The following is an 18,974-nucleotide window of genomic DNA, read 5'->3' as shown; positions in this document are numbered from 1 at the left end:
GCGCGAATACATTTCGAGCACCACCGTGATCACTGTTCTTAGCTTTTCAAAAGCATCAACATATTGCCTGACGGCGGTTTTATTGCACATCATTGGGCATTGCCGAGGTTGAAACACATTCAACCTGCAACTGATCGTCCTGAACCTTGGCAGTGATCTCCCCATTCCATACAAAGCTACTGTTAGCCGTATAAGCGATTACGCCCGCATCAGAAACAAAACGGATGCGTCAGCCTAATGACTTTACCGACTCAAATGCTGTGACTAGGCACTGCTTTTGGCTCAGTCAGGTAGTGGAGATAGTTTGCGCCGCTTTTCCCATCAGGTGAAGTATATGTTCCTTTGCGTTTATAAACAATCGAAAACTGTTTTGTTCCCCTGTTGGTTAACAGAACAATTAAACCTATGAGTTCGTACCAGAAAGCCAGCTTAATCTCCGTTGATGAGGCGATCTCCAAGGGCCGCAAAATGTTGCTGTTCCCACGCATCCTGATGGTCATCGGGTTGTTTTACTTTCTGTTTCCTATAGCAATGGTATTCACCGCTTTCACAGATGGGCCTGCCTTTACCATTAAGGAGTCGCTGATCTGCGCAGTCATTATCCTATTTTGCTTTGTGGTATGTTTTTACCTGCCGTTTCTATTTTGGAGTAAGCGCACAACGCGCTGGAAGCTATGGGCATTTGACAATGTGGACAATGTACATGAATTAAAAATAGCGGCTGTAAATGCAAACCTATGCCCGGCTTATGGCACATTCATGGACAGAATACAAATCCAGTCTGACTGGGAAAGAAAGCAGTGGCGCAAGCTTCTGGAACGCTTTGATTTTCCCGACATTTTTAAAGATGACCCAGCCATACCCTACAAAACCGAGGTCTTTTACAGTAAAGTTCGCCTTACATTGTACATCCTGTTTGGCTTACTGTTCGTGGGCATAGGATGCGGCCTGGAATATTTGGCGATAAAACATAACGGGGACCTCAGTTTAAAACTGATCGCCCCGGTAATCGCAATTGTGGCAATTTACGCTATGGTAATCCACATGAAACGGATGCTGAAGAAGCAGCCTGAACTTGTGCTTGAAAACCAGGGGCTCACTACGCATGAAACAGGATTTTTGAACTGGGACGAGATCTATAATGAAAAGGTAACGAGGACGGATCGTGGTAAAAGAGGTATTCTATACACCTTCAATTTTCAGCATCCGGGCGGCATGGCCAGTATCGACATCAGCGATCTCAATATCAGTAAAGCCCGGCTGGAACGGCTGATACGTGTCTACCAAGGACGTTTCGCTGCGGGGTTAAGATCATATATCTAAATACCTAATCGGCCAGCAAGTTAATCCATACCCACCAACAATACCAGCTCCCCTTAAAATGATGCCGAAGATAGAATGAAGCGTATTCTATGCAGGAACTGAACGTGCAAAACGCTCGACAAAAGTTAGTTTCAGATGAACATGCTACCTTACGTGATGCGAGCAAATAACAGAACAAATGGGGTCATCACCTTCGTAGACAGCTGGGCATGAACTGTTACCGGACACCATCTCCCATGACCTAAAAACACCTTTAACCAGTCTCGCTGTGGCTACCCAACTGCTAGCGCATCTCCCGAACATCCAAATTTACCGGTACCGCCGCTTACAAAAGATAACCGGTTATTATGGCGAACCCAAAAAATTTCCATTTGCCTAACCCTCGCTTTTGCTTGCTAACAATATGAAAGATAAGCGATAGAAAGGAAAGTGCTTCCTACAGCCATCCCGCATCCGGTCTGCACAATCAATTCACGAAATAACTGAACAAGTATTAACCAATTGCCATAAAAAAATATACATTTTTTTATGCGTACACTGGACTGATATATCAATTACACTTTAATTTGAAAGGCGATACCTTACGGTCCGGCTTATACTTGAATTGCAAATCAAACAGGTAAGCCAGGAAAATTTTTGATATTAAATGCGTAAAACAAAACAGCATATACCGGTTTACGGTTTACCTCCAGGTTCCAATCCGGGAATCATGTTGATGCGGGAAGCTTTTAACGGCTCTATGCAGCAGCAGGACATCGAGCGTGCCCACCGTGATGGCGGCTTTACCTTTATCGTTCAGGAAGAAGGAAAAACTCATCTCGAGGTCGATTTCCAAACCTGTTACCTGTCAGCGCCAGCCATTATCTTCATCCATCCCAGCCAGATTCACCGGGTCATTGCATTTGAGTCCGCTGTCGTCAGCACCTGGATGATCACCGAAGAAAACCTCCGGCCAGAGTATTTACAATTACTGAACGGCCTCATGCCCGTCAACGCCTTACCGGTCAAACCGGAAATAGTGGAGACACTTTCTGAGGCCGCAGCGTTGAGTTTGAAGCTGGCCGAACAGAAGGAAGGCCTGTTGCATCACCCTATTTTGCAGGATAGCTGCAATACGCTGGTCGGTCTCGTTATCTCCCAGTACCAGTCCCAGGGCAAAGCGACCAGAGAGCACACACGTACGGAAGAATTGACAAGGTCTTTCAAACAATACCTAGAACATCATTTCAAGAGCGTTAAAACCCCGTCCGCCTATGCCGCCAGCCTGAATATAACGACCTCCTATCTGAATGAATGTGTCAAAGCGGCTACCGGAAAATCCGTATCCCAGCATATCCGGCAGCGCGTCATACTGGAAGCCAAACGCCTGCTTTATCATTCCACCAAATCGATAAAAGAGATTTCGGCTGATCTCGGCTACGATGATCATTCTTATTTTAGCCGGCTGTTCGCGAGAAGCGCCGGTATGACACCAGCCATGTTTAGGGTAAATAACCGCCATTAGTCCTATACTCTCCGCTTCCTGTTATTTATTGCGACTTAAAAGCTGCATTCCTTTGCTCTTGTAAAAAAACGAAAGACATGACAGCATCAGTAAAAAATCGCATACGGGAAAAAGAAATAGCAATTATAGGTGGAGGACCGGGCGGTCTGACGCTCGCCAGATTGTTACAAATGAAGGGCGCTCAAGTGAAGGTTTATGAACGGGATCTCAGTCAGGCCTCACGCGTACAGGGTGCTATTGTAGACCTGCACTTTGATTCCGGCCTGAAGGTGATCGAAGAGGCAAACCTGACCGATGCTTTCAAAACAAAATACATGGTCGGTGCGGATAGATACCGCTTGCTTGATCCCGCCGGGAACATCCTTTTAGACGACGGCAACCAAGTGAAAAAAATTGGATTTGGTGACCCGGACTTTCGTCCGGAGATTGATCGTGGTTCGTTACGAGATCTGCTTATTGATGCACTTTTTCCGGACACCGTAGTATGGGACAGCCAGTTTAAAGAGATGAGGGAAATTGATGGCCGTTGGCAATTACAGTTTACGAACGGAAAGATTGCAACTGCGGATCTGGCCATCGGTGCAGATGGCTACCGTTCAAAGGTGAGGCCTTACCTGACCAGCATTGAAGCGCAGTATTCGGGGGCCAGCATTATTCAAGGAGAGATCGATCATCCCGAAACTATTTGCCCGGAAATATACCGCCTGGTTGATAATGCCAATCTTATGGTCATGGGTGAAGGGCGAACGCTGGCTGTCCAGCCAAGAGGGGACGGTGGATTGACCTTTTATATTGCCTCCATGCTCCCGGAAAACTGGAAGGAAACGAGCGGTTTAGATTTCGACAACAGGGAACAGATATGTACTTACCTGGTCAAAACCCATGAAAACTGGAACCCGGTGTTTTCTTCACTTTTTAAAACCAGTGCTCATTTTGTATTCCGTCCGCTAAGCTATTACCCATTAGACCAACGCTGGGCGACGAAAGGCAATCTCACCCTGCTGGGCGACGCAGCGCATCTTATGCCGCCTAATGGCGAAGGCGTTAATCTCGCCATGCTGGATGCTCTGAATTTAAGCGAATGCCTGACGAGTGCTGGGTATTCAAGCCTGCAGGAGGCAGTCATTGCCTATGAAGACAGTATGATCGCGAAAGCCGCAGCTTTATGTAAGGAAACTGTGAACGGTATCAGGGATTTTGCTTCGCCCACCGATGAATCCATCCAGCAAATGATCACGATGTTGAGCGGACAAACCATGGAATAGGTTATATGCCGTGATGAACGAAGTGGAGCGCAGCGATGACTTACCCAAAGACGAACTTCTGGACAAACAGGAGGCCATGATCGAACAGTCCAGGGATATCTTGCATAAGAGGCCGGACGCCACGTCTGCAGCCTTTGATGAAGAACTGCTGCAAATAATGAAGAGCTTTAAGACCGGGTATCCGCCTTGCCCTGTCCGGCAATGAACCAAGTATCTGGGCGCATGTCAGCGAAAGGATCAATAGCAAACTTAAACCCGTTATCACGAAGCTACTGATCAACATGCGCAAGCACAGTGAAGCCAGCCAGGCACTGCTCGCTTTCCAGATCAATGATAGGTACCTAATGATCGTTACCGTGACAACGGCGTAGGGATACGTTCCCGTGCCGGCAGCGGGAACGACCTGATCAAAAAGAACATGGATTTTACGAGTAATGAGCAATTTATCGACTTTTGTAAGGAAATCATGATGATCTGATTTTCCTTTGTGACACTTTCTGTCCCCGGCCTAATCAAAGCTTATCTGCCAGGTGCGTCTCCCCGTTGATCGTAAAAGTCATGGCCCGCACCTTGCCGGTACTGTCCTTGGTGAACCCGATCTCGGCCCCCTGCTGGTCCTTGATAAAAAAGTGACTGTCATCAGTAGCCACCAATGCGGACCTCGGACCCTGGTAGGGATAGGCGATCAGTTCACCGTTCTCCAGTTTTATCTCTATTTTCAGCGAACGTTTCCGCTCCAGATAATTACCGGTGTACTGCCGGAGTTTTTCCCCGGGAAGTGTCACCGGTTGCTTGTTCCGTGGTATTTGGTACGAACGCTGATAGAGCACTGCGAGGACAGACCTTGTGATCTCGTTAAGTGCTGGTGTTTCCGTATTGCTGAGCAAGATCACACAGATATCGTCTTCCGGAACACGTGCAAAATTGCTCCGGAAACCAAAAACCCCGCCGCTATGCGCGACCACTTTTTTACCGTAAATCGAATCGATGATCCATCCGTACCCGTAATTTTCCCTGACCGGCAGATACGCCAGCTCCTGGCTCTCCTTGTTCATAACCTTATTCTGCTGCAAGCCCTCGTGCCATTTATAGAGGTCATTGACCGTACTGTATATGCTGCCTGCCGATAAAGTGACCGTAGAATCAATCAGGGGCGCGACCATCGTATATATCTTACCGCTGCCAGGGTCATAATAACCTTTCGCCGCCTTTAGCGTGTCCAGGTGCATGAAATCAAATCCGCTATGCGTCATTTGCAAGGGTTGGAAAATGTATTTCCGGATGGCCTGCTGGTAGGTCATACCGGTCACTTTTGTAATGATATAACCGAGTAACTGATAGCCGGAGTTCGAGTATTTCCAGCCTTTTCCGGGTTCAAATTCAAGCGGCTGATCTTCGAATAAGGCCATCATTGACCGTTCATCAGCCGGTTCGCCGGAGCGCTCGTGCATAAAATCCCCGTTCTCCGTGTAATTGTAAATGCCCGAGGTATGCGTTAACAAATGCCTGATACGGATGCTTTCCCCGTGGGGATATGCCGGGTAGTACTGACTCAACCGGTCATCAAGTGACAGTTTGTTTTCTTCCACAAGCTTCAGGATCAGTGCGGCGGTAAAGGTCTTCGTTACGGATGCAATTTCAAATATGGTAGCCGGGCTATTCGGGATCCGCTGCCGTATATTTTGAGAACCATATCCTTTTTCCAGCAGCACCTCCCCTTTTTTTGCGACCAATACTGTTCCGGTGAATTCATGAACAGACGCATAAGCGGACAGGAGTTCATCCAGTCGCTGCGGTAAATGCTGGGCACAGACCGTCCCGGCCGGCAACAGTGCCAGCAATAAGATGATGAATTTTTTCATATGGACTTAACTTTTTAGATATTGATATATTTCGCGGGCAAAAACCTCTCCTATCGGTAACGCCTTTTCGTTTAACCAAACGGTTTGTTTATCCACCCTGGTGATCATGGATTTTGCGACCAGGTAAGAACGGTGGATCCTAATGAAGTTTTGCTGCGGCAGCAGATCCGCAGCTTCGTTCATCGTCAGCCGGGCTACCAGTTTGCTATCCTTACAGAAGAATTGCACATAGTTCCCAAGGCTTTCGATGTATAAGATGTCCTCCAGCATTACTTTCACCTGTTCATAGCCGCATTTGATGAACACGCTTGTTCTTAGCGGTTCCGGCCCGGTGAGAGGTGTCCGTAAGGCCTGCAGGTCCGCCGCCTTGTTGCAGGCCTTCAGCAGCCGGGCCAGTGAAAATGGCTTTAACAGGTAATCAACAGCATCCAGTTCAAAGCATTGCACCGCATATTCGCTGTAGGCAGTGGTGAAGACCACCATGACCGGTTTGCTGAGTGCCTTCATGAAGTCGATGCCGGTAATGTCCGGCATCCGGATATCCAGAAAGATCAGATCGGTCTTTTCCCTGTGCAGATAGGCGATCGCCTCGGTCGGCCTGGTGAATATTGCAGCCAGACGCATAAAAGGAATTTGTTCACAAATAATACTTAAGGCCTTGAGCGCGAGTGGCTCATCGTCAATTGCAATAGCGGTAAGCATAACTTAATTTTTCAGGTTCAGGATCAAAGTTACATTAAATGTGTTGCCTTCGGTACCATATTCCAGCTGATGCCCGCCGGGATAAAGCAGGGACAAACGGTCACGCACATTCCGCAAGCCGATGCCCTGCCGCCTTTCCTCCGGGTCGTTCTCAAGGGAGCTGTGCAGACTGTTCGCGAGCTGAAAGTACAATTTCCCCGAACGAACGCTCAAAACGAGATTTATCCATGAAGGAGCCTCCTGACGTATGCCATGCTTAAAGGCATTCTCTACAAAGGGAATAAGTAACATGGGTGCGATCATCTGATCATCTTGACCGGCCTGGATATCAACGGCTATCTTAAGCGCGTCAGCATCGGTAAACCGCAAACGCTGCAGATCTGTATAGTTGCGCAGGTAGTCCAGCTCACTTTGCAAGGGGATCCGGTCCTGTTGATTGTCTTCTAGCATAAACCGCATCATATCCCCTAATTGCTGGATACCGGCAGCAGTGGTGACCGACCCGTCCTGTAGCGCCATAGCATAAAGTGCATTCAATGCATTGAACAGAAAATGTGGGTTAATCTGCATTTTCAGGGCACCAAGATCCGCCCGGGACGCCGCCAGGTCTCGGCTCATGCTGCTGACTTCCAGTACAAGATCATGATTATTCCGGTAAGTCAGCCAAGTAAGCGGCACAACAAGGAGCAGTTCGAATAAAAACCATTCCAGGACCACATTGAATTGCCAATGTTCGCCTAAAAAAAACGAGAAGACAAAGACACTTAAAAAATTAACCGCCAGGAGCTTGCTGATGAATGCCCTACTCCGCCAGCCGCCGGACATTTGGAAAGGGAACAGGTAATAGTAACAGGACAATGCAATGGCGGCTGTAGCTGGAAGGAAGGCAAAGTAGTAATGGTAAAATATCTCCCCGAACAGGCCGGTGACCAAACCCGCGAACGGGACAGCGAGGATCCCAAAAGTAAAGGCGGTGACCCTGTTGATCACCAGCAGGTAAAACGCTTTTCCTATCCCGCTATTCTCGACGCTGTAAATGATCAGTTCACGACATACGGCATAAAACAGATAACAGGTGATCAATAGCAATGAAACGGTCCAACCCCCAAAAGCGTTGAGCAAAGGCTGCGGGTGATAGCCCAATGTTAGCGGCATACCTCCAGGGAAGAAAAATTCTTGATCGCTGTAAAAGGAAATGAAGTTTATTCCCGGGCCGAGGAGATAGCTGAGGAGCAGGACCTGCAGCACTGCAAAGATCATTATGGACCAACCCGGCTTTTTAGCCACGGCAATGACTAACCTGTTCAACCAGAACCAGGCCAATAAAATTGGCAGTGCAGAAATTCCGGGCATCTGAAATCTTGCAAGAATCATGACGGTAGCGCCTGCGACCAGCAGCATCTCGTAGGATCTCCATTTAACTTTCGTTGTTGTCATGCCACAAGATTACAACAACTTCAGATCAGGTTTCGAAAAATGTGATGAAACCCGGAATGATGTGACCAAAAGCGCTATCCTCCTTTGTTAATGGACTCTAGCCAGCACTCATAAAATATTCCGGCGCTGGTTTTGATGATCTGGGAACCATTCAGCCGGTAAACCTTTTGCTCTGCGCGCTCACTGATGAAATTTTTACTATCAATTTTACCGGAATAAAATAAATCCTGAACCTTAGCAAATTCTAGGATTGTTTTTGTCTCTTCACTGTTGAAGAGCTACTGTTCTTTAACATAGACGCTTGCTTGGGCATATCCTCTAAGGAAAGTTTGGTTTTAGGCAAATGCTGATTGGCCCAACCCTGTTTTGAGGCATCTTTTGACCTCACCTAATAAATCATCCACGTCGAACGGTTTACGGACAAAGCCGTCCGCCTTACATGATTCCACGATTTCTTCAATATTGATTGCAGTGGATAGGATAACCACAGGAATGTGCTGTAACTCATGCACAGCCTTGATCTCACGACACATCATGTCACCACCCTCTCTATTGACCCACTCATCCAGCAAGATAAGGTCAGCCGTAGTATATTTCATCAGAAAAGCCATGTCAGGATCCGCTTTGATCACGTCAAATCCTTCATCTTTGAGAACATAAGCGACGATCTCACGCAGGCTATCGTCTGTTTCTACCAGCAATATCTTTTTTTGGGTCATAAATCAAATAGCTTTATTGGGTTCGCGAATTTAAGACTATCCTAAGACAAAGCGAAGTTAATTCGCTGCCGTGTAACCAGCACCAAATTACAGTCATGATAGCAATTTTACTTATGCGCCGACTGGCAGAGTAAACCAAAACGTGCTGCCCTTCCCGGGTTCACTTTCAACGCTAATTTCGCCATCATGGCGATGAATTATTTCTGCGGAAAGATATAACCCTATACCAAACCCTGACACGTACCGCGCCTGCTTGCTTTCTACACGGTAATAGCGGTCAAACAACTTTTCCTGATCTTGCGGACTTATGCCGATGCCTTCATCACGTACATTCACCCTGGCCATTGACCCGGTTACGATACAGCTGACCTCGATGTTCGTGCCACGAGGTGAATACTTAACCGCATTGCTTAATAGATTAGTGACCACAGAAGAGATTTTGCCGCCATCGGCATAAACTTGTATGGGCTGGCAAGGAAGCAGGGTGATGGTATGAGATGATACCACTAGCAGCGTCTCATCGATAGCATCTTTAACTAGGCTATCTAGTTCGAAGGTCGATTTTTCCAAATGGATCTTTCCGGATTCGAACCTGGAGATATTCAGGAACCCGTTGATCATATTACTCATCTTTTTAGCCTGTTGACTCGTTTTGGTTAGGGCATCGAGCGTAAATTTATCTTCGCCTTTTCTGGCTTTGGAAAGCAATACCTGCACGTAGGCGCTCAGCGAGGTTAATGGCGTCTTCAATTCGTGGCTGACCATACCGATGAAATCATTTTTCCGTATCTCGTCCAGCTTTTGTTCGGTAATATCCAGAACAGCGCCTACGAACCGCAACGGCTTGTCATTCTCATCAAAATAAGCCTTACCTTTTGCCCGTACCCAGCGCACGCGCTCGTCTTCTGCCCCAACCGTCCTGTACTCTACGTCATAGTCGCCATTGCTGATTGATCTGACGAATACATTGTTAATGATTTCTACGATACGCTCCCGGTCATCGGGATGCAGGCCGTTTACAAAGTCTTTTTCATAGGTGACCTCATTATGATGACTAACCCCAAATAATTCTCTGCACCGGTCATCCCAGGATAAGGTCCCTTTATCCAAATCCAGATCGAAAGTGCCCAGTTCTGCCGCAACAAAGGCGAATTTCAGGGTATCCTGCGCACCCTCCAACGCTTTTCGCGCTTGTACCTGCTGCGTAACATCGATCGTCACCAGGATGATACCGGTTACTTGTCCGTCGCCGTCTTGTATAGGCTCATAAACAAAGTTGTAGAAACCTTCAGTCAGAACACCATTACGTTCGACGAACGCACGTGATTCATTGCCGTGGTACGTCCGTCCGGTCTCATAAACAGCAGATAGGATCTGGAGATAATGCTGGCCGGCCATTTCCGGCAATGCATCTTTCAATTTAAGACCTATAACATCCTTGGTTTTGCCCCAAAGTTCCAAACGGGCGGTATTCGCGGTTTCCAGGATAAGATCAGGACCGTTCACTACGGCGATAGCTACCGGCGCATGCTGAATTAACGCCCTGAACCGGTTTTCGCTGGCTTCTAGTTCACTAATGCTTTTTTCAAGCTCTGCTTTTGTTGCATAAAGGTCTTCATTGGTCGTGATGAGTTCCTCGTTCGTGGCCGCCAGTTCTTCATTTGTGGCAGCGACTTCCTCATTCAATGCCTGCAACTGAGCATAGCTTTCCTCGACCAGTTGTCTTGACCGCACCATATCCGTCACTTCAAAAGCAAACACCATGATGCCATCGACCACTTTATCTGGCCCATGTTTCGCCTGGTAAGTAAAGTTGAAATACCTCTCCTCGGCAGTCCCGCCATCTGGCGAAATAAACGCAACGGGCACCTCATTCCCGTGGTAAGCCTCGCCTGTTTGATATACTTTGTGCAGGACATCCCATATCGGCTGATCTTCAATCTCCGGTAAGGCTTGTAAAATTGGAAGACCTAATAACTGTCTTTCTGGCAATAGCTGCTGATAGGAAGCGTTGACCAATTCGTAATTCATTTCCGGCCCGTTAAGGATACATATGGCAGCAGGCGCATCCATCAAAAATCGCTTTAGTCGATCTCTTTCGGTCACCGCTGCCGCCTGAGCAGTCAAAACCTCCAGGGTACGGGTTTCCACCCTTTCTTCCAATTCCTGGTTTAGCTCATTCAAACTGGTTTGCGTTTGCACCAGTTCCTCATTGATAGCGGTGAGTTCCTCATTCGCGGCAGCCAGTTCTTCATTCAGCGCCTGCTCACGATGGTAAGCTTCATTGGTTTCATAGGCAGCAGCATTATTGAGCAAACTTCCGGTATGTATGGCTACCGTCTGGAGGAACGTGATATAAGCATCATCCAGCCGCTTACGTGCAGAAGCACCGAAAACAACAAAGCCCTTAACACTTGCTTCATCCTTACTGATCGGTAGCAGCACCGCTTCGCTTACCGGTTCCGGCCAAAAATTCACTACTTCTTCCCTGAGGTATTGACGCAGATCAGTTATAACCACCGGCGACCCGTCATCTGACGGCTGTGTTGCGGGCCATTTGGCTTGTTTTGCCGAGGCTTTTGTGATGTTTCCGTAAGCGGTTAATTCCGCATCTCGCCCAACATGCCCCGGAAATATATAAAGCATGTAAAATGGAATGTCCTCTGCCGCATGCGTAAGGATATTACCTATAAATTGGAGGGCTTCATCCTGGTGGTGCGCCAGGTATTTATGCTGGATAAATTCACTGATCACCTTATTGCGCCGTTCCTGAATGACCTTGAAGGTGGTTTCAATAACCGCGTTGTACACACCACCTATCTCACCTTCACGCGAAATGATCGGTGATAAGGTATAGTCAAAATAACATTCCTCAGTATAACCGTACCGATGCATCAGCAAAAGCGCATCCGGCCTGCGGTATGACCGACCTTCATGAAGGACAGTTTCAAACTCCTCGCGTAATCCGTCCCAGATCTCCGGCCAAACGACCGCGCCCGGCTTACCCAGGGCCCAGGGATGTTTATCACCCGGGATACTGCTCCACGCATCATTGTATAGCAAAGTGAAGTCTGCACCCCAGTAAATGGCGATCGGAAAACCGGAATAAAGGCCAACACTTAGAGCTGACACCAAACTGTCGGGCCAGGTATCCGGTGATCCAATGGTAGTGATTGACCAATCAATATTTTGGATGATAGCACCTGTGTGGTCGCCACCGGAAAGTATTCGATCAATGGTAGATACGTCGCTCAATTAATTCTTATTTAAAAACTTAACCTGGAAAGCAACAAATATGCTAATTAAAAAAGCAACAACCAATGTCCCGACAATGCATAGCGGCGTCATAATTCAAGCATTAAGGTCAATACGATCCCATGAGGGGATGATTAATGTAAACTTGAGATGCTATCCAAGTAATCAGCAAAGCCTGTTTAAGCTTATCAGCCCGCTGATCCAAGAGCGTTATTTTAGAAGTTTACAGGCATTGAAAAATAAACATTTAAGTTTAGTTTTTGTTTAACTTATAAACTACAAAAATATGCCCCCCCCCAGCCCGTAACCATAGCAACTGCATTAGGAAATATACGTGACCAGCGCATCAACTTCAACTGTCAGTCAAGGCGGTAGCGGACAAGCTATGCGTTTCTCCCAGTAAATACAAGCATATGGAAACTGGCCATGCTACAATCTCACTTGACCAATTCTTTCATATCGTTGCTATACTTAAGGTTAAAGTAGAAAAACTGGTTCAGATTCATATCCAAAGTTCGCTTACCATTCTCAACAAGATCTCTTAATTAGGTACGCGAGTGGTATTTTTACCATTTGATGTTTTCCTTCTTGTAAATTGCGCCGCTTAGCTGACTTCGATCTGTTAAATCTGTCTATCAACCCAGGCCTTTAGTTTTTCTGCCAACTCAACAGGAGAGGCAACGATGTGCGGATCATCGCCTTGCACGACAGAGTTCGGCATACCAGAGAACTTTGAAGTATCCGGAGTTTGGACCATTACATATCCGCCTGCTTTTTCGATCGCCTTTGTGCCTTCCAATCCATCACTGCCACCGCCGGAAAGAACGATACCTACGGCTTCTGATCCAAAGCTTTCGGCAAGCGAATGAAAAAAAATATCTACTGCACGATTTATGATCTCGTCCTTTTTTCTTTCCTGTAATATTAGCTGTTGACCGTCGATGGTAATGAAGGTATTTTGAATCAGCACGTAAACATGACCAGGTTTGATATCCATATCACCTGTCATGCGGATAACCGGCATTTTGGTTTGCCTTTCGAGTATCCTGTTAAGGTTACTGGCATGATCGCGTTAGATGTGAGTGATTACAATGAAAGCAGCGTTGTCAACAGTACCAACGCATTTGAAAAATTCGGTAAGCGCACCGATCCCTCCACCGGAGGCACCAATGCCTGCTGCAAAAAAGTCTTTGGAAATCACAACCAATTAACAATAAATATCATTTTTGGATTGATCAGGGATTGATTTCTGAATATGATGCTACGGTTCGTTCTTACTATTATTGCAATATTAATTCGCATCAAAAGCTTTAATCAATAACATATTATTACATTTACATAGGCCAATATGAAATTTGCACGATGATCCTGTCATGAATCAGTTACCGTGCGTATTTTTACAGGAAGTGAAAAAATCCCACCGCAGTATTTGCAAAACCTGTAACCGCTGACAAGGTAGCCGTCGAAAACAGTCTGACGAAAAGTCAGACCATTTTCGTTAATAACAGGTAATTTATGATTACCCCAGTTTGCTAAGCAGCATTTGTCCTCTTTCTGTATGTTCGGTGATCGTCGCTAACGCGAGGCTGGTTACATGCTTAACATGTTTATCAGTGGTCGAAGCGTTTAAAGCAGAAACCGCCTCGTGAAGCTTCCGGTGTGTATCTACCTGAGACTGCATAAACGCTTTGTCAAATGCAGCGCCATTAAGCCCTTGCAATTTTGTAAGTACGGCTTTGCCTTCAGTACCCGCTTAGCTGCCCCGGCGTACCGGACGATGTATTTGACCCACGCGCTTCATGGACAGATCCTGCCGCATATGATCATGCCGCCACTGAACTCGCCGCATTATTTGAAAGGCAATGAAAAAACAGGCGGTATTATAGAAAGATCCGTTTAACAGAGGAATACAAAAAAGGATTTGCTGAAGCAGCCCCTTTTTATATCCCCCGACCGCTCCACCTGCGTTCAGCGGTAACTTCTGACCTTCTTCAACATACTTTCCAGGATATCCATCGCCACATCCAGGTCATGCGCTTCCATCTTATAGGTACTGGACCTGGCACTCTTCCATGAAAAATCCGGCATACGCTCCGTTGACAGGTAAGGCACCACCGACTGCAGCACCTGGCTGAACGAGCGGGCGGAGACCAGCTTGATATCATCAGCAGCTTTCAGCAACAGCGCGATCTGGTCAACACTCAGGTTGCAAAGCACCTTGACCGGCACACCCGCGGATCTGCCGTCCTGTCTGCCCCCCTCCGGACCAACCGACATAAACTTTTCCGACACTTCCGTAAAAAGCGCTTCCAGCCCCATCAATATGCCCCGGCAGATGTCCGACAGTAAACGGTCATCCAGGCTGCCGGCCAGCAATTTCCGGACATCTGTGATCAGGAAGCCGATGTTCTTTAGATATGCGCGGACTACCGGCCCGCAATCCTCCCGGTAGCCCGTCCTGAAAACATCCGCCTTCAACTGCATATATACCCCGGCAAGTTCTGCACGAAAAAAATCACCTATGCGCTGCGCATCCTTTTCAGCAATGCCTTTCGCATCCGGCTCTCCCAGCCTGTCAATCAACTGCTCCAAAGAAAAAAAAGGGTAATCTTCTTTCCTCATACTCAACGACTTTTAAAATGGCTGGGATAATCACCGGAAAAACCCGCAATAAAACGCCCTAACCATTAGTTAATAATTAACGATCATTTAACTGCAAGGTAATTTCTATCCGTTTCAAAAGCGCTGATGTAAATCAATAAAAAATGAATGCAGAAAAATTGCTGAACATCCTGAACTTCATATCGCCTTTCAGCGCAGCCCTTGACCGGCGCTTCCGGGAGATTCTCAAAGAGGAAAAACTACCAAAAGGCCACCACCTGCTGACGGAGGGAGAGACCGCCAAAAAGATCTATTTCATCAACAAAGGTTTTGCCCGGGCGTACCATTACAATAACGACAGGGAATGCACCAGCTGGTTCATGGCTGAAGGGGACCTGATGATCTCCGTTTACAGCTTCTACACCCAGCAGCCCGCCATGGAAAACATCGAACTGCTGACCGACTGCGAGCTGCTTTCCATGACCTGGAACCAGTTGCAGTCCATCTATGCAGACTTTCCCGAATACAATTATACCGGCCGCATCGTCACCGAAAAATACTATATGCTAGCCGAAGAAAGGGCCATCATCCACAGGACGATGTCCGCCGCGGAACGTTATCAGCTCTTGCTGAAAAAATATCCGCAGGTACTGCTCAACGCCAAACTCAGCCAGGTCGCCAGCTTCCTCGGCATTACACCCGAAACCCTCAGCAGGGTACGGGCAAGAAAACCTGTTTTGACATAAATCAATTTTTTCACCTGACCGGTACCGCCTTATGCAACGCTTCATACTCCATAAGTTTCAGAACTTTTTGTTTGCCGCAGCATTTTTAAGCGGTCTGATATCCTGCCGTAAAGACCTCAGTCTGGATCAGCGAGCGGAAAACCAGGACCTGCTGAACAAAGACGAGGCAAAAGAATGGATTGCCCGGAACTTTACGGATACCACCGGACAACCGAAAAAACTGAGCGCCAAAGAAGATACCGCCAAAAACAAAAGCCTGGATGTTCCGTGGGACCGCTACACCGTGACCCGGACCACCGAAGGCTCCTACGGCCTGATCGGGCTGGATGGCCAACCCGGGCAATACCGCTATCAAACCGGCTACCGAAAACTGCTAATCACCAAAGATCACAGGAATTCTGTCGCTGCTTACATCCTCGAGATCCTGCCCGACGGCCTGTACCTGCAGCGAAAGGGAAAGCCTTCCCGAAAAGATTTTTACGGCCGGATCTTTTTCTATGATCAACATTATCAACTCGTCAAAGGGTACCTTTATACGAACGGAAAGGTTGCCGGGGAGATCCAACCATCGGCGCAAAAGAGCAAACAGCAAAAACAGGACATCAGGGTCGACCGTACCCCCGTTACCGAATATTGTAGCTGGAACGAGGACAATTACGTGAACGCTAAAGGTGAGCTCGTCGTCTATGCCGAACGCAACTGCACCTATACCTCCAATTCCGACGGAATGGGCAACGCCGGCTCCATCCCCCCATCAGGGGACTACACCGGAAGCGGTGGCGGCAGCGGCGGATCATCCGATAGCGCACCACCCGTATCCGACCTTCCCGATGAGAACAAACCGAAGATCGATCCTGCAGCTTATATGAAATGCTTCGGTACCCTCCCTGATGCCGGTTCCAAAATGACCATCACCGTTTATGTCGAAGAACCAGCACCCGGCCTCCCTTTCAACCTCGGCCCCAATTCCGTCGGCCATACCGCCATCGGCCTGACCAAGACCTATAAAGGCCAGAGCATCACCCAGGTCGTCGGCTTCTACCCCGATGCCAGCGGAAAAGACAAGATGCATGCACCGTCAAAAATATTAGATAACACCGACTTAGAATACAACGTCAGCATCACCTATTCGGTTATCGCATCCGATTTTTCAAAGATCGCTGCGTTTATCAGCAGACCGCCTGCCACCTATGACCTGACCGAATATAACTGCACCAGCTTTGCTTACAACGCCTGCCTCGCCGGGGGTATCAAACTGCCCGACCCCATTGGGAATATGGGCATGGGAACAGAAGGCATGATGCCCGCTGCACTCGGCGGCTCTATCCGCAAGGTCGGTTTAGCCGGCGATACAAATGTTAAGGGCGGCACCGTCGCCAAAACCCACGGACCCTGTAACTGATCAACATGAAAAAAAGCATCATCATCAGCCTGGCCGCGATCATCCTGATCGCCAATTTCACGCCGCTCACCTATATTTTCACAGAGGACTATAGTTACAGTAACTACAACGGGAAATTTACTTTTGTAGAAGAGGGTGGTGGATATGATTACAAGGTAGCCAAACGAAGATATTCCAGGTACTTATCAGACAATCCCGGCGAAGCGGCGCACGATAAACAACTCTACCGTACATTTACCCTTAAACCATGGAGATTCTGGGAGTGGCGGGAAATGGTCTTTAACCATGAACGTTTCGCCCTACCTTATAAATCACCCAAGGGCGTTCATAATCGATAGATCAGTTAAAAACCGGTCCTGATCACTTTTTCGAAACCTTCTGCAAAAAATTCCTTCGGACTGATTTCCAGTCCTTCAAAGATCCTGATCAGTGTCGCGAACTGGATATTTGCCTTACCGATCTCATAATTATTGTACTGGGTGCGGTTGATATTGACGGCCAGCGCAAATGCCTCACTGCTGGAGAACCCCTTCTGCTTCCGGACCTCACGGATGCGGGCACCCAGTTGCTTTTGTACCGCTGCCAGCGCCTCGTTCTCCTGACCTTTTCTTTCCGGCTTTGCCATACCGTAAAATAAAATAAAAGGTACCGCTAAAATAACCGCATAAAAACACACAGCATAAAACAACACAGCTTATAAACATATTTTATATATTTGTTTATGGACTCTGCCATCACCGAAATGATCAGGAAACCAGTAAACTCACTGGAACTCAGTAATGCTTTTAAGGCAGTATGTGCAGATATGCGGTACAGCACGATCGGGGAGATACTGGCTGTTCCCAAAGAAGAGCTGATCAGAAAACCCTCATTTACATTTCACTGGTTGGAAGAACTGGTCGAATTTATGAAGCGATATGATGCCGTGCACCTTTTACATGCCGGTGATGCTACGGGAAATATTTCTGATCGATCAATGTGATCATTTGTTCCAGCGTACCTTTCACACGCGCAGCCGTTTGCTGGCTGACCCCGTAAAATTCTTTAGAAAGACTGCCTTCAGAGACCGAAGGCTGGCGTTTGGTAGAAATGTGACCGCAAACCTGGCGGAACAGGTCGGCAAGGGTCCCTGTACCCAGCAACTTGCTTTCATGAAAAAGCCGCAGCAGACAGGCCAGGTGCGCCACGGGCAGATCGATAAAGAGCTTTCTTAGCGGCCGGCCGGCTGCCGCCACACGGTCGTCCAAACTCATCTGCTCCTTAAGCCAGCCGCACAGCATATCCTTAAGCGGCATCCAGGTACTGTCATAGCCGGCTATAGTTTTTAGCGGTACCTGCCCGGCATCAGCAAGCTGGCGGTGCAGTTGGTCCGACGACATTTCCGCAAACGAAGTGCAAAGTATCCCGAAAACCTCCAGGTGATTAAAATTGATACTGATCAGATGACGTACAAGCTGCGATTCGCAGGGCAGGTTCGCCCGGATATATAAAGAAAGTTCCTGAAGATAATCCAGCTGCCCGAAACTCAGCACCTCGCACTCCATGCGGGATAAAAAACCCTTGAGCCAGTTGCTTACCGGGTCATTTTTCGCAGGCTGCCAAAGGATGATATGCTGCAGGAGGAGACCGGACCGCTCTGCTTTCCGGATCGCAGGAGCTGCAACGGAGCCGTCTGCATAGCGGCCGTAGATCCTGAACAGGTCATCGATCAGGGCATTCAGCAAATTTAGATGACCCGTATTCTCAGTGACGACCGGCCGGTCGCAGATATCCGCCAGCCCCGCGGTCTGCAGGGAAAAATACCTTGATAAAGTTTCATCCGGCAAATGACTGAGGGTCATCCCCAGCCAGTCCTCCCTCAGCCGCTGAACGATCGCAGACAGACGGCAAAGACATACTACAGGCCCTCCGGAAAACGCTTCCGACAGGGCCTGCAGTCCGTTCTTTGGATCATCAGCCATTAAAAACGTGTTGTGCTGATCGATGTGGTGGTCGTATCCGTGTCAGTAGGAAAAGCTTTGCTTACGCTTTTTACAACGGCTGCCGGATGTCTCTTAAGGCTTACCTTTTGCGGTAATTTGAATAGTTTTTTCATGTTTTTATAATTTTTACTTAAATTAAAAAAGCAGGGCTTAACCCCCAACTTTTTTATACCAAT

Annotated in this window: 20 protein-coding genes and 2 pseudogenes; 10 read left to right on the top strand and 12 right to left on the bottom strand. The window is 47.7% G+C overall.

Translation table 11 applies throughout. From position 1 onward, the window contains the following. Positions 1–405 precede the first annotated feature (405 nt). The 4 genes from D0C36_RS16055 (at position 406) to D0C36_RS16040 (ending at position 4,297) form a co-directional block, all read left to right on the top strand. Entirely contained in the window at positions 406–1,323 is a 918-nt protein-coding gene (locus tag D0C36_RS16055; RefSeq protein ID WP_147322023.1) for a hypothetical protein, read from the top strand. Positions 1,324–1,969: 646 nt separating this feature from the next. Next, positions 1,970–2,827, top strand: coding sequence for a helix-turn-helix domain-containing protein (locus tag D0C36_RS16050; RefSeq protein ID WP_117392613.1), 858 nt, complete (start codon positions 1,970–1,972; stop codon positions 2,825–2,827). Between the two features lie 77 nt (positions 2,828–2,904). Beyond that, positions 2,905–4,092: an FAD-dependent oxidoreductase gene (locus D0C36_RS16045; RefSeq protein WP_117392612.1), complete on the top strand. Its 1,188-nt coding sequence runs from the start codon at positions 2,905–2,907 to the stop codon at positions 4,090–4,092. Between the two features lie 13 nt (positions 4,093–4,105). Continuing rightward, positions 4,106–4,297: a hypothetical protein gene (locus D0C36_RS16040; RefSeq protein WP_117392611.1), complete on the top strand. Its 192-nt coding sequence runs from the start codon at positions 4,106–4,108 to the stop codon at positions 4,295–4,297. A 307-nt stretch (positions 4,298–4,604) separates the two neighbouring features. Here the strand turns inward: D0C36_RS16040 and D0C36_RS16035 are convergent, their stop codons facing one another. The 6 genes and pseudogenes from D0C36_RS16035 to D0C36_RS16015 all read right to left on the bottom strand — a co-directional run bounded on the left by D0C36_RS16035 (position 4,605) and on the right by D0C36_RS16015 (position 12,067). Continuing rightward, positions 4,605–5,954, bottom strand: a complete 1,350-nt coding sequence (locus tag D0C36_RS16035) for a serine hydrolase domain-containing protein (RefSeq protein WP_117392610.1) — start codon at positions 5,952–5,954, stop codon at positions 4,605–4,607. Between the two features lie 6 nt (positions 5,955–5,960). Beyond that, entirely contained in the window at positions 5,961–6,656 is a 696-nt protein-coding gene (locus D0C36_RS16030; RefSeq protein ID WP_117392609.1) for a LytR/AlgR family response regulator transcription factor, read from the bottom strand. Between the two features lie 3 nt (positions 6,657–6,659). Next, complete coding sequence (locus D0C36_RS16025) at positions 6,660–8,093, bottom strand: sensor histidine kinase (protein WP_117392608.1); 1,434 nt, start codon at positions 8,091–8,093, stop codon at positions 6,660–6,662. A gap of 74 nt (positions 8,094–8,167) precedes the next feature. Beyond that, a pseudogene (locus D0C36_RS24970) lies at positions 8,168–8,350 on the bottom strand (putative polyvalent protein kinase domain-containing protein); the annotation flags it as partial. A gap of 78 nt (positions 8,351–8,428) precedes the next feature. Next, positions 8,429–8,812 (bottom strand): response regulator, encoded by a 384-nt coding sequence (locus D0C36_RS16020; protein WP_117392607.1) that lies wholly within the window; start codon positions 8,810–8,812, stop codon positions 8,429–8,431. Positions 8,813–8,923: 111 nt separating this feature from the next. Beyond that, on the bottom strand, positions 8,924–12,067 hold the full coding sequence (locus D0C36_RS16015; RefSeq protein WP_117392606.1) for an ATP-binding protein: 3,144 nt from the start codon (positions 12,065–12,067) through the stop codon (positions 8,924–8,926). Positions 12,068–12,423: 356 nt separating this feature from the next. Between D0C36_RS16015 and D0C36_RS24965 the strand changes: the two genes are divergently transcribed. Continuing rightward, positions 12,424–12,612, top strand: a complete 189-nt coding sequence (locus D0C36_RS24965) for a helix-turn-helix domain-containing protein (protein WP_394339846.1) — start codon at positions 12,424–12,426, stop codon at positions 12,610–12,612. A 77-nt stretch (positions 12,613–12,689) separates the two neighbouring features. Here the strand turns inward: D0C36_RS24965 and D0C36_RS16010 are convergent, their stop codons facing one another. Continuing rightward, a complete protein-coding gene (locus D0C36_RS16010) occupies positions 12,690–13,091 on the bottom strand; it encodes a chemotaxis protein CheB (RefSeq protein WP_117392605.1) in 402 nt (133 codons plus the stop codon). A 39-nt stretch (positions 13,092–13,130) separates the two neighbouring features. On the opposite strand from D0C36_RS16010, the gene D0C36_RS16005 reads away from it, so the two are divergent. Then, the gene (locus D0C36_RS16005; RefSeq protein ID WP_117392604.1) at positions 13,131–13,313 is read left to right on the top strand and encodes a hypothetical protein; all 183 of its coding nucleotides are present in this window, start codon (positions 13,131–13,133) and stop codon (positions 13,311–13,313) included. Positions 13,314–13,586: 273 nt separating this feature from the next. On the opposite strand, the pseudogene D0C36_RS24960 reads toward D0C36_RS16005, so the two are convergent. Then, positions 13,587–13,799: pseudogene (locus D0C36_RS24960) on the bottom strand (DUF4142 domain-containing protein); the annotation flags it as partial. A 236-nt stretch (positions 13,800–14,035) separates the two neighbouring features. Further along, a complete protein-coding gene (locus D0C36_RS15990) occupies positions 14,036–14,689 on the bottom strand; it encodes a hypothetical protein (RefSeq protein ID WP_117392601.1) in 654 nt (217 codons plus the stop codon). 143 nt (positions 14,690–14,832) lie between these two features. Between D0C36_RS15990 and D0C36_RS15985 the strand changes: the two genes are divergently transcribed. The 3 genes from D0C36_RS15985 to D0C36_RS15975 are packed head-to-tail and all read left to right on the top strand — an operon-like array spanning position 14,833 to position 17,154. Then, entirely contained in the window at positions 14,833–15,414 is a 582-nt protein-coding gene (locus D0C36_RS15985; protein ID WP_117392600.1) for a Crp/Fnr family transcriptional regulator, read from the top strand. 31 nt (positions 15,415–15,445) lie between these two features. Then, entirely contained in the window at positions 15,446–16,816 is a 1,371-nt protein-coding gene (locus D0C36_RS15980; protein WP_117392599.1) for a hypothetical protein, read from the top strand. A gap of 5 nt (positions 16,817–16,821) precedes the next feature. Further along, a complete protein-coding gene (locus D0C36_RS15975) occupies positions 16,822–17,154 on the top strand; it encodes a hypothetical protein (protein ID WP_117392598.1) in 333 nt (110 codons plus the stop codon). A gap of 5 nt (positions 17,155–17,159) precedes the next feature. Here the strand turns inward: D0C36_RS15975 and D0C36_RS15970 are convergent, their stop codons facing one another. Next, on the bottom strand, positions 17,160–17,441 hold the full coding sequence (locus D0C36_RS15970) for a helix-turn-helix domain-containing protein (protein ID WP_147322022.1): 282 nt from the start codon (positions 17,439–17,441) through the stop codon (positions 17,160–17,162). A gap of 96 nt (positions 17,442–17,537) precedes the next feature. On the opposite strand from D0C36_RS15970, the gene D0C36_RS15965 reads away from it, so the two are divergent. After that, positions 17,538–17,798, top strand: coding sequence for a hypothetical protein (locus D0C36_RS15965; RefSeq protein WP_117392596.1), 261 nt, complete (start codon positions 17,538–17,540; stop codon positions 17,796–17,798). On the opposite strand, the gene D0C36_RS15960 is transcribed toward D0C36_RS15965, so the two are convergent. Both D0C36_RS15960 and D0C36_RS24875 read right to left on the bottom strand, forming a co-directional pair. Further along, entirely contained in the window at positions 17,767–18,777 is a 1,011-nt protein-coding gene (locus tag D0C36_RS15960; RefSeq protein ID WP_147322021.1) for a hypothetical protein, read from the bottom strand. The two genes, D0C36_RS15965 and D0C36_RS15960, sit on opposite strands and share 32 nt — an antisense overlap. Beyond that, the gene (locus D0C36_RS24875; protein WP_262512200.1) at positions 18,777–18,911 is read right to left on the bottom strand and encodes a hypothetical protein; all 135 of its coding nucleotides are present in this window, start codon (positions 18,909–18,911) and stop codon (positions 18,777–18,779) included. Before D0C36_RS24875 ends, D0C36_RS15960 begins: the two co-directional genes overlap by 1 nt. Between the last annotated feature and the right edge of the window lie 63 nt (positions 18,912–18,974).

Origin of the sequence: Mucilaginibacter conchicola (assembly GCF_003432115.1) — a bacterium.
GTDB classification, from domain to species: domain Bacteria; phylum Bacteroidota; class Bacteroidia; order Sphingobacteriales; family Sphingobacteriaceae; genus Mucilaginibacter; species Mucilaginibacter conchicola.
This window is presented reverse-complemented; position numbering and strand designations above follow the sequence as displayed.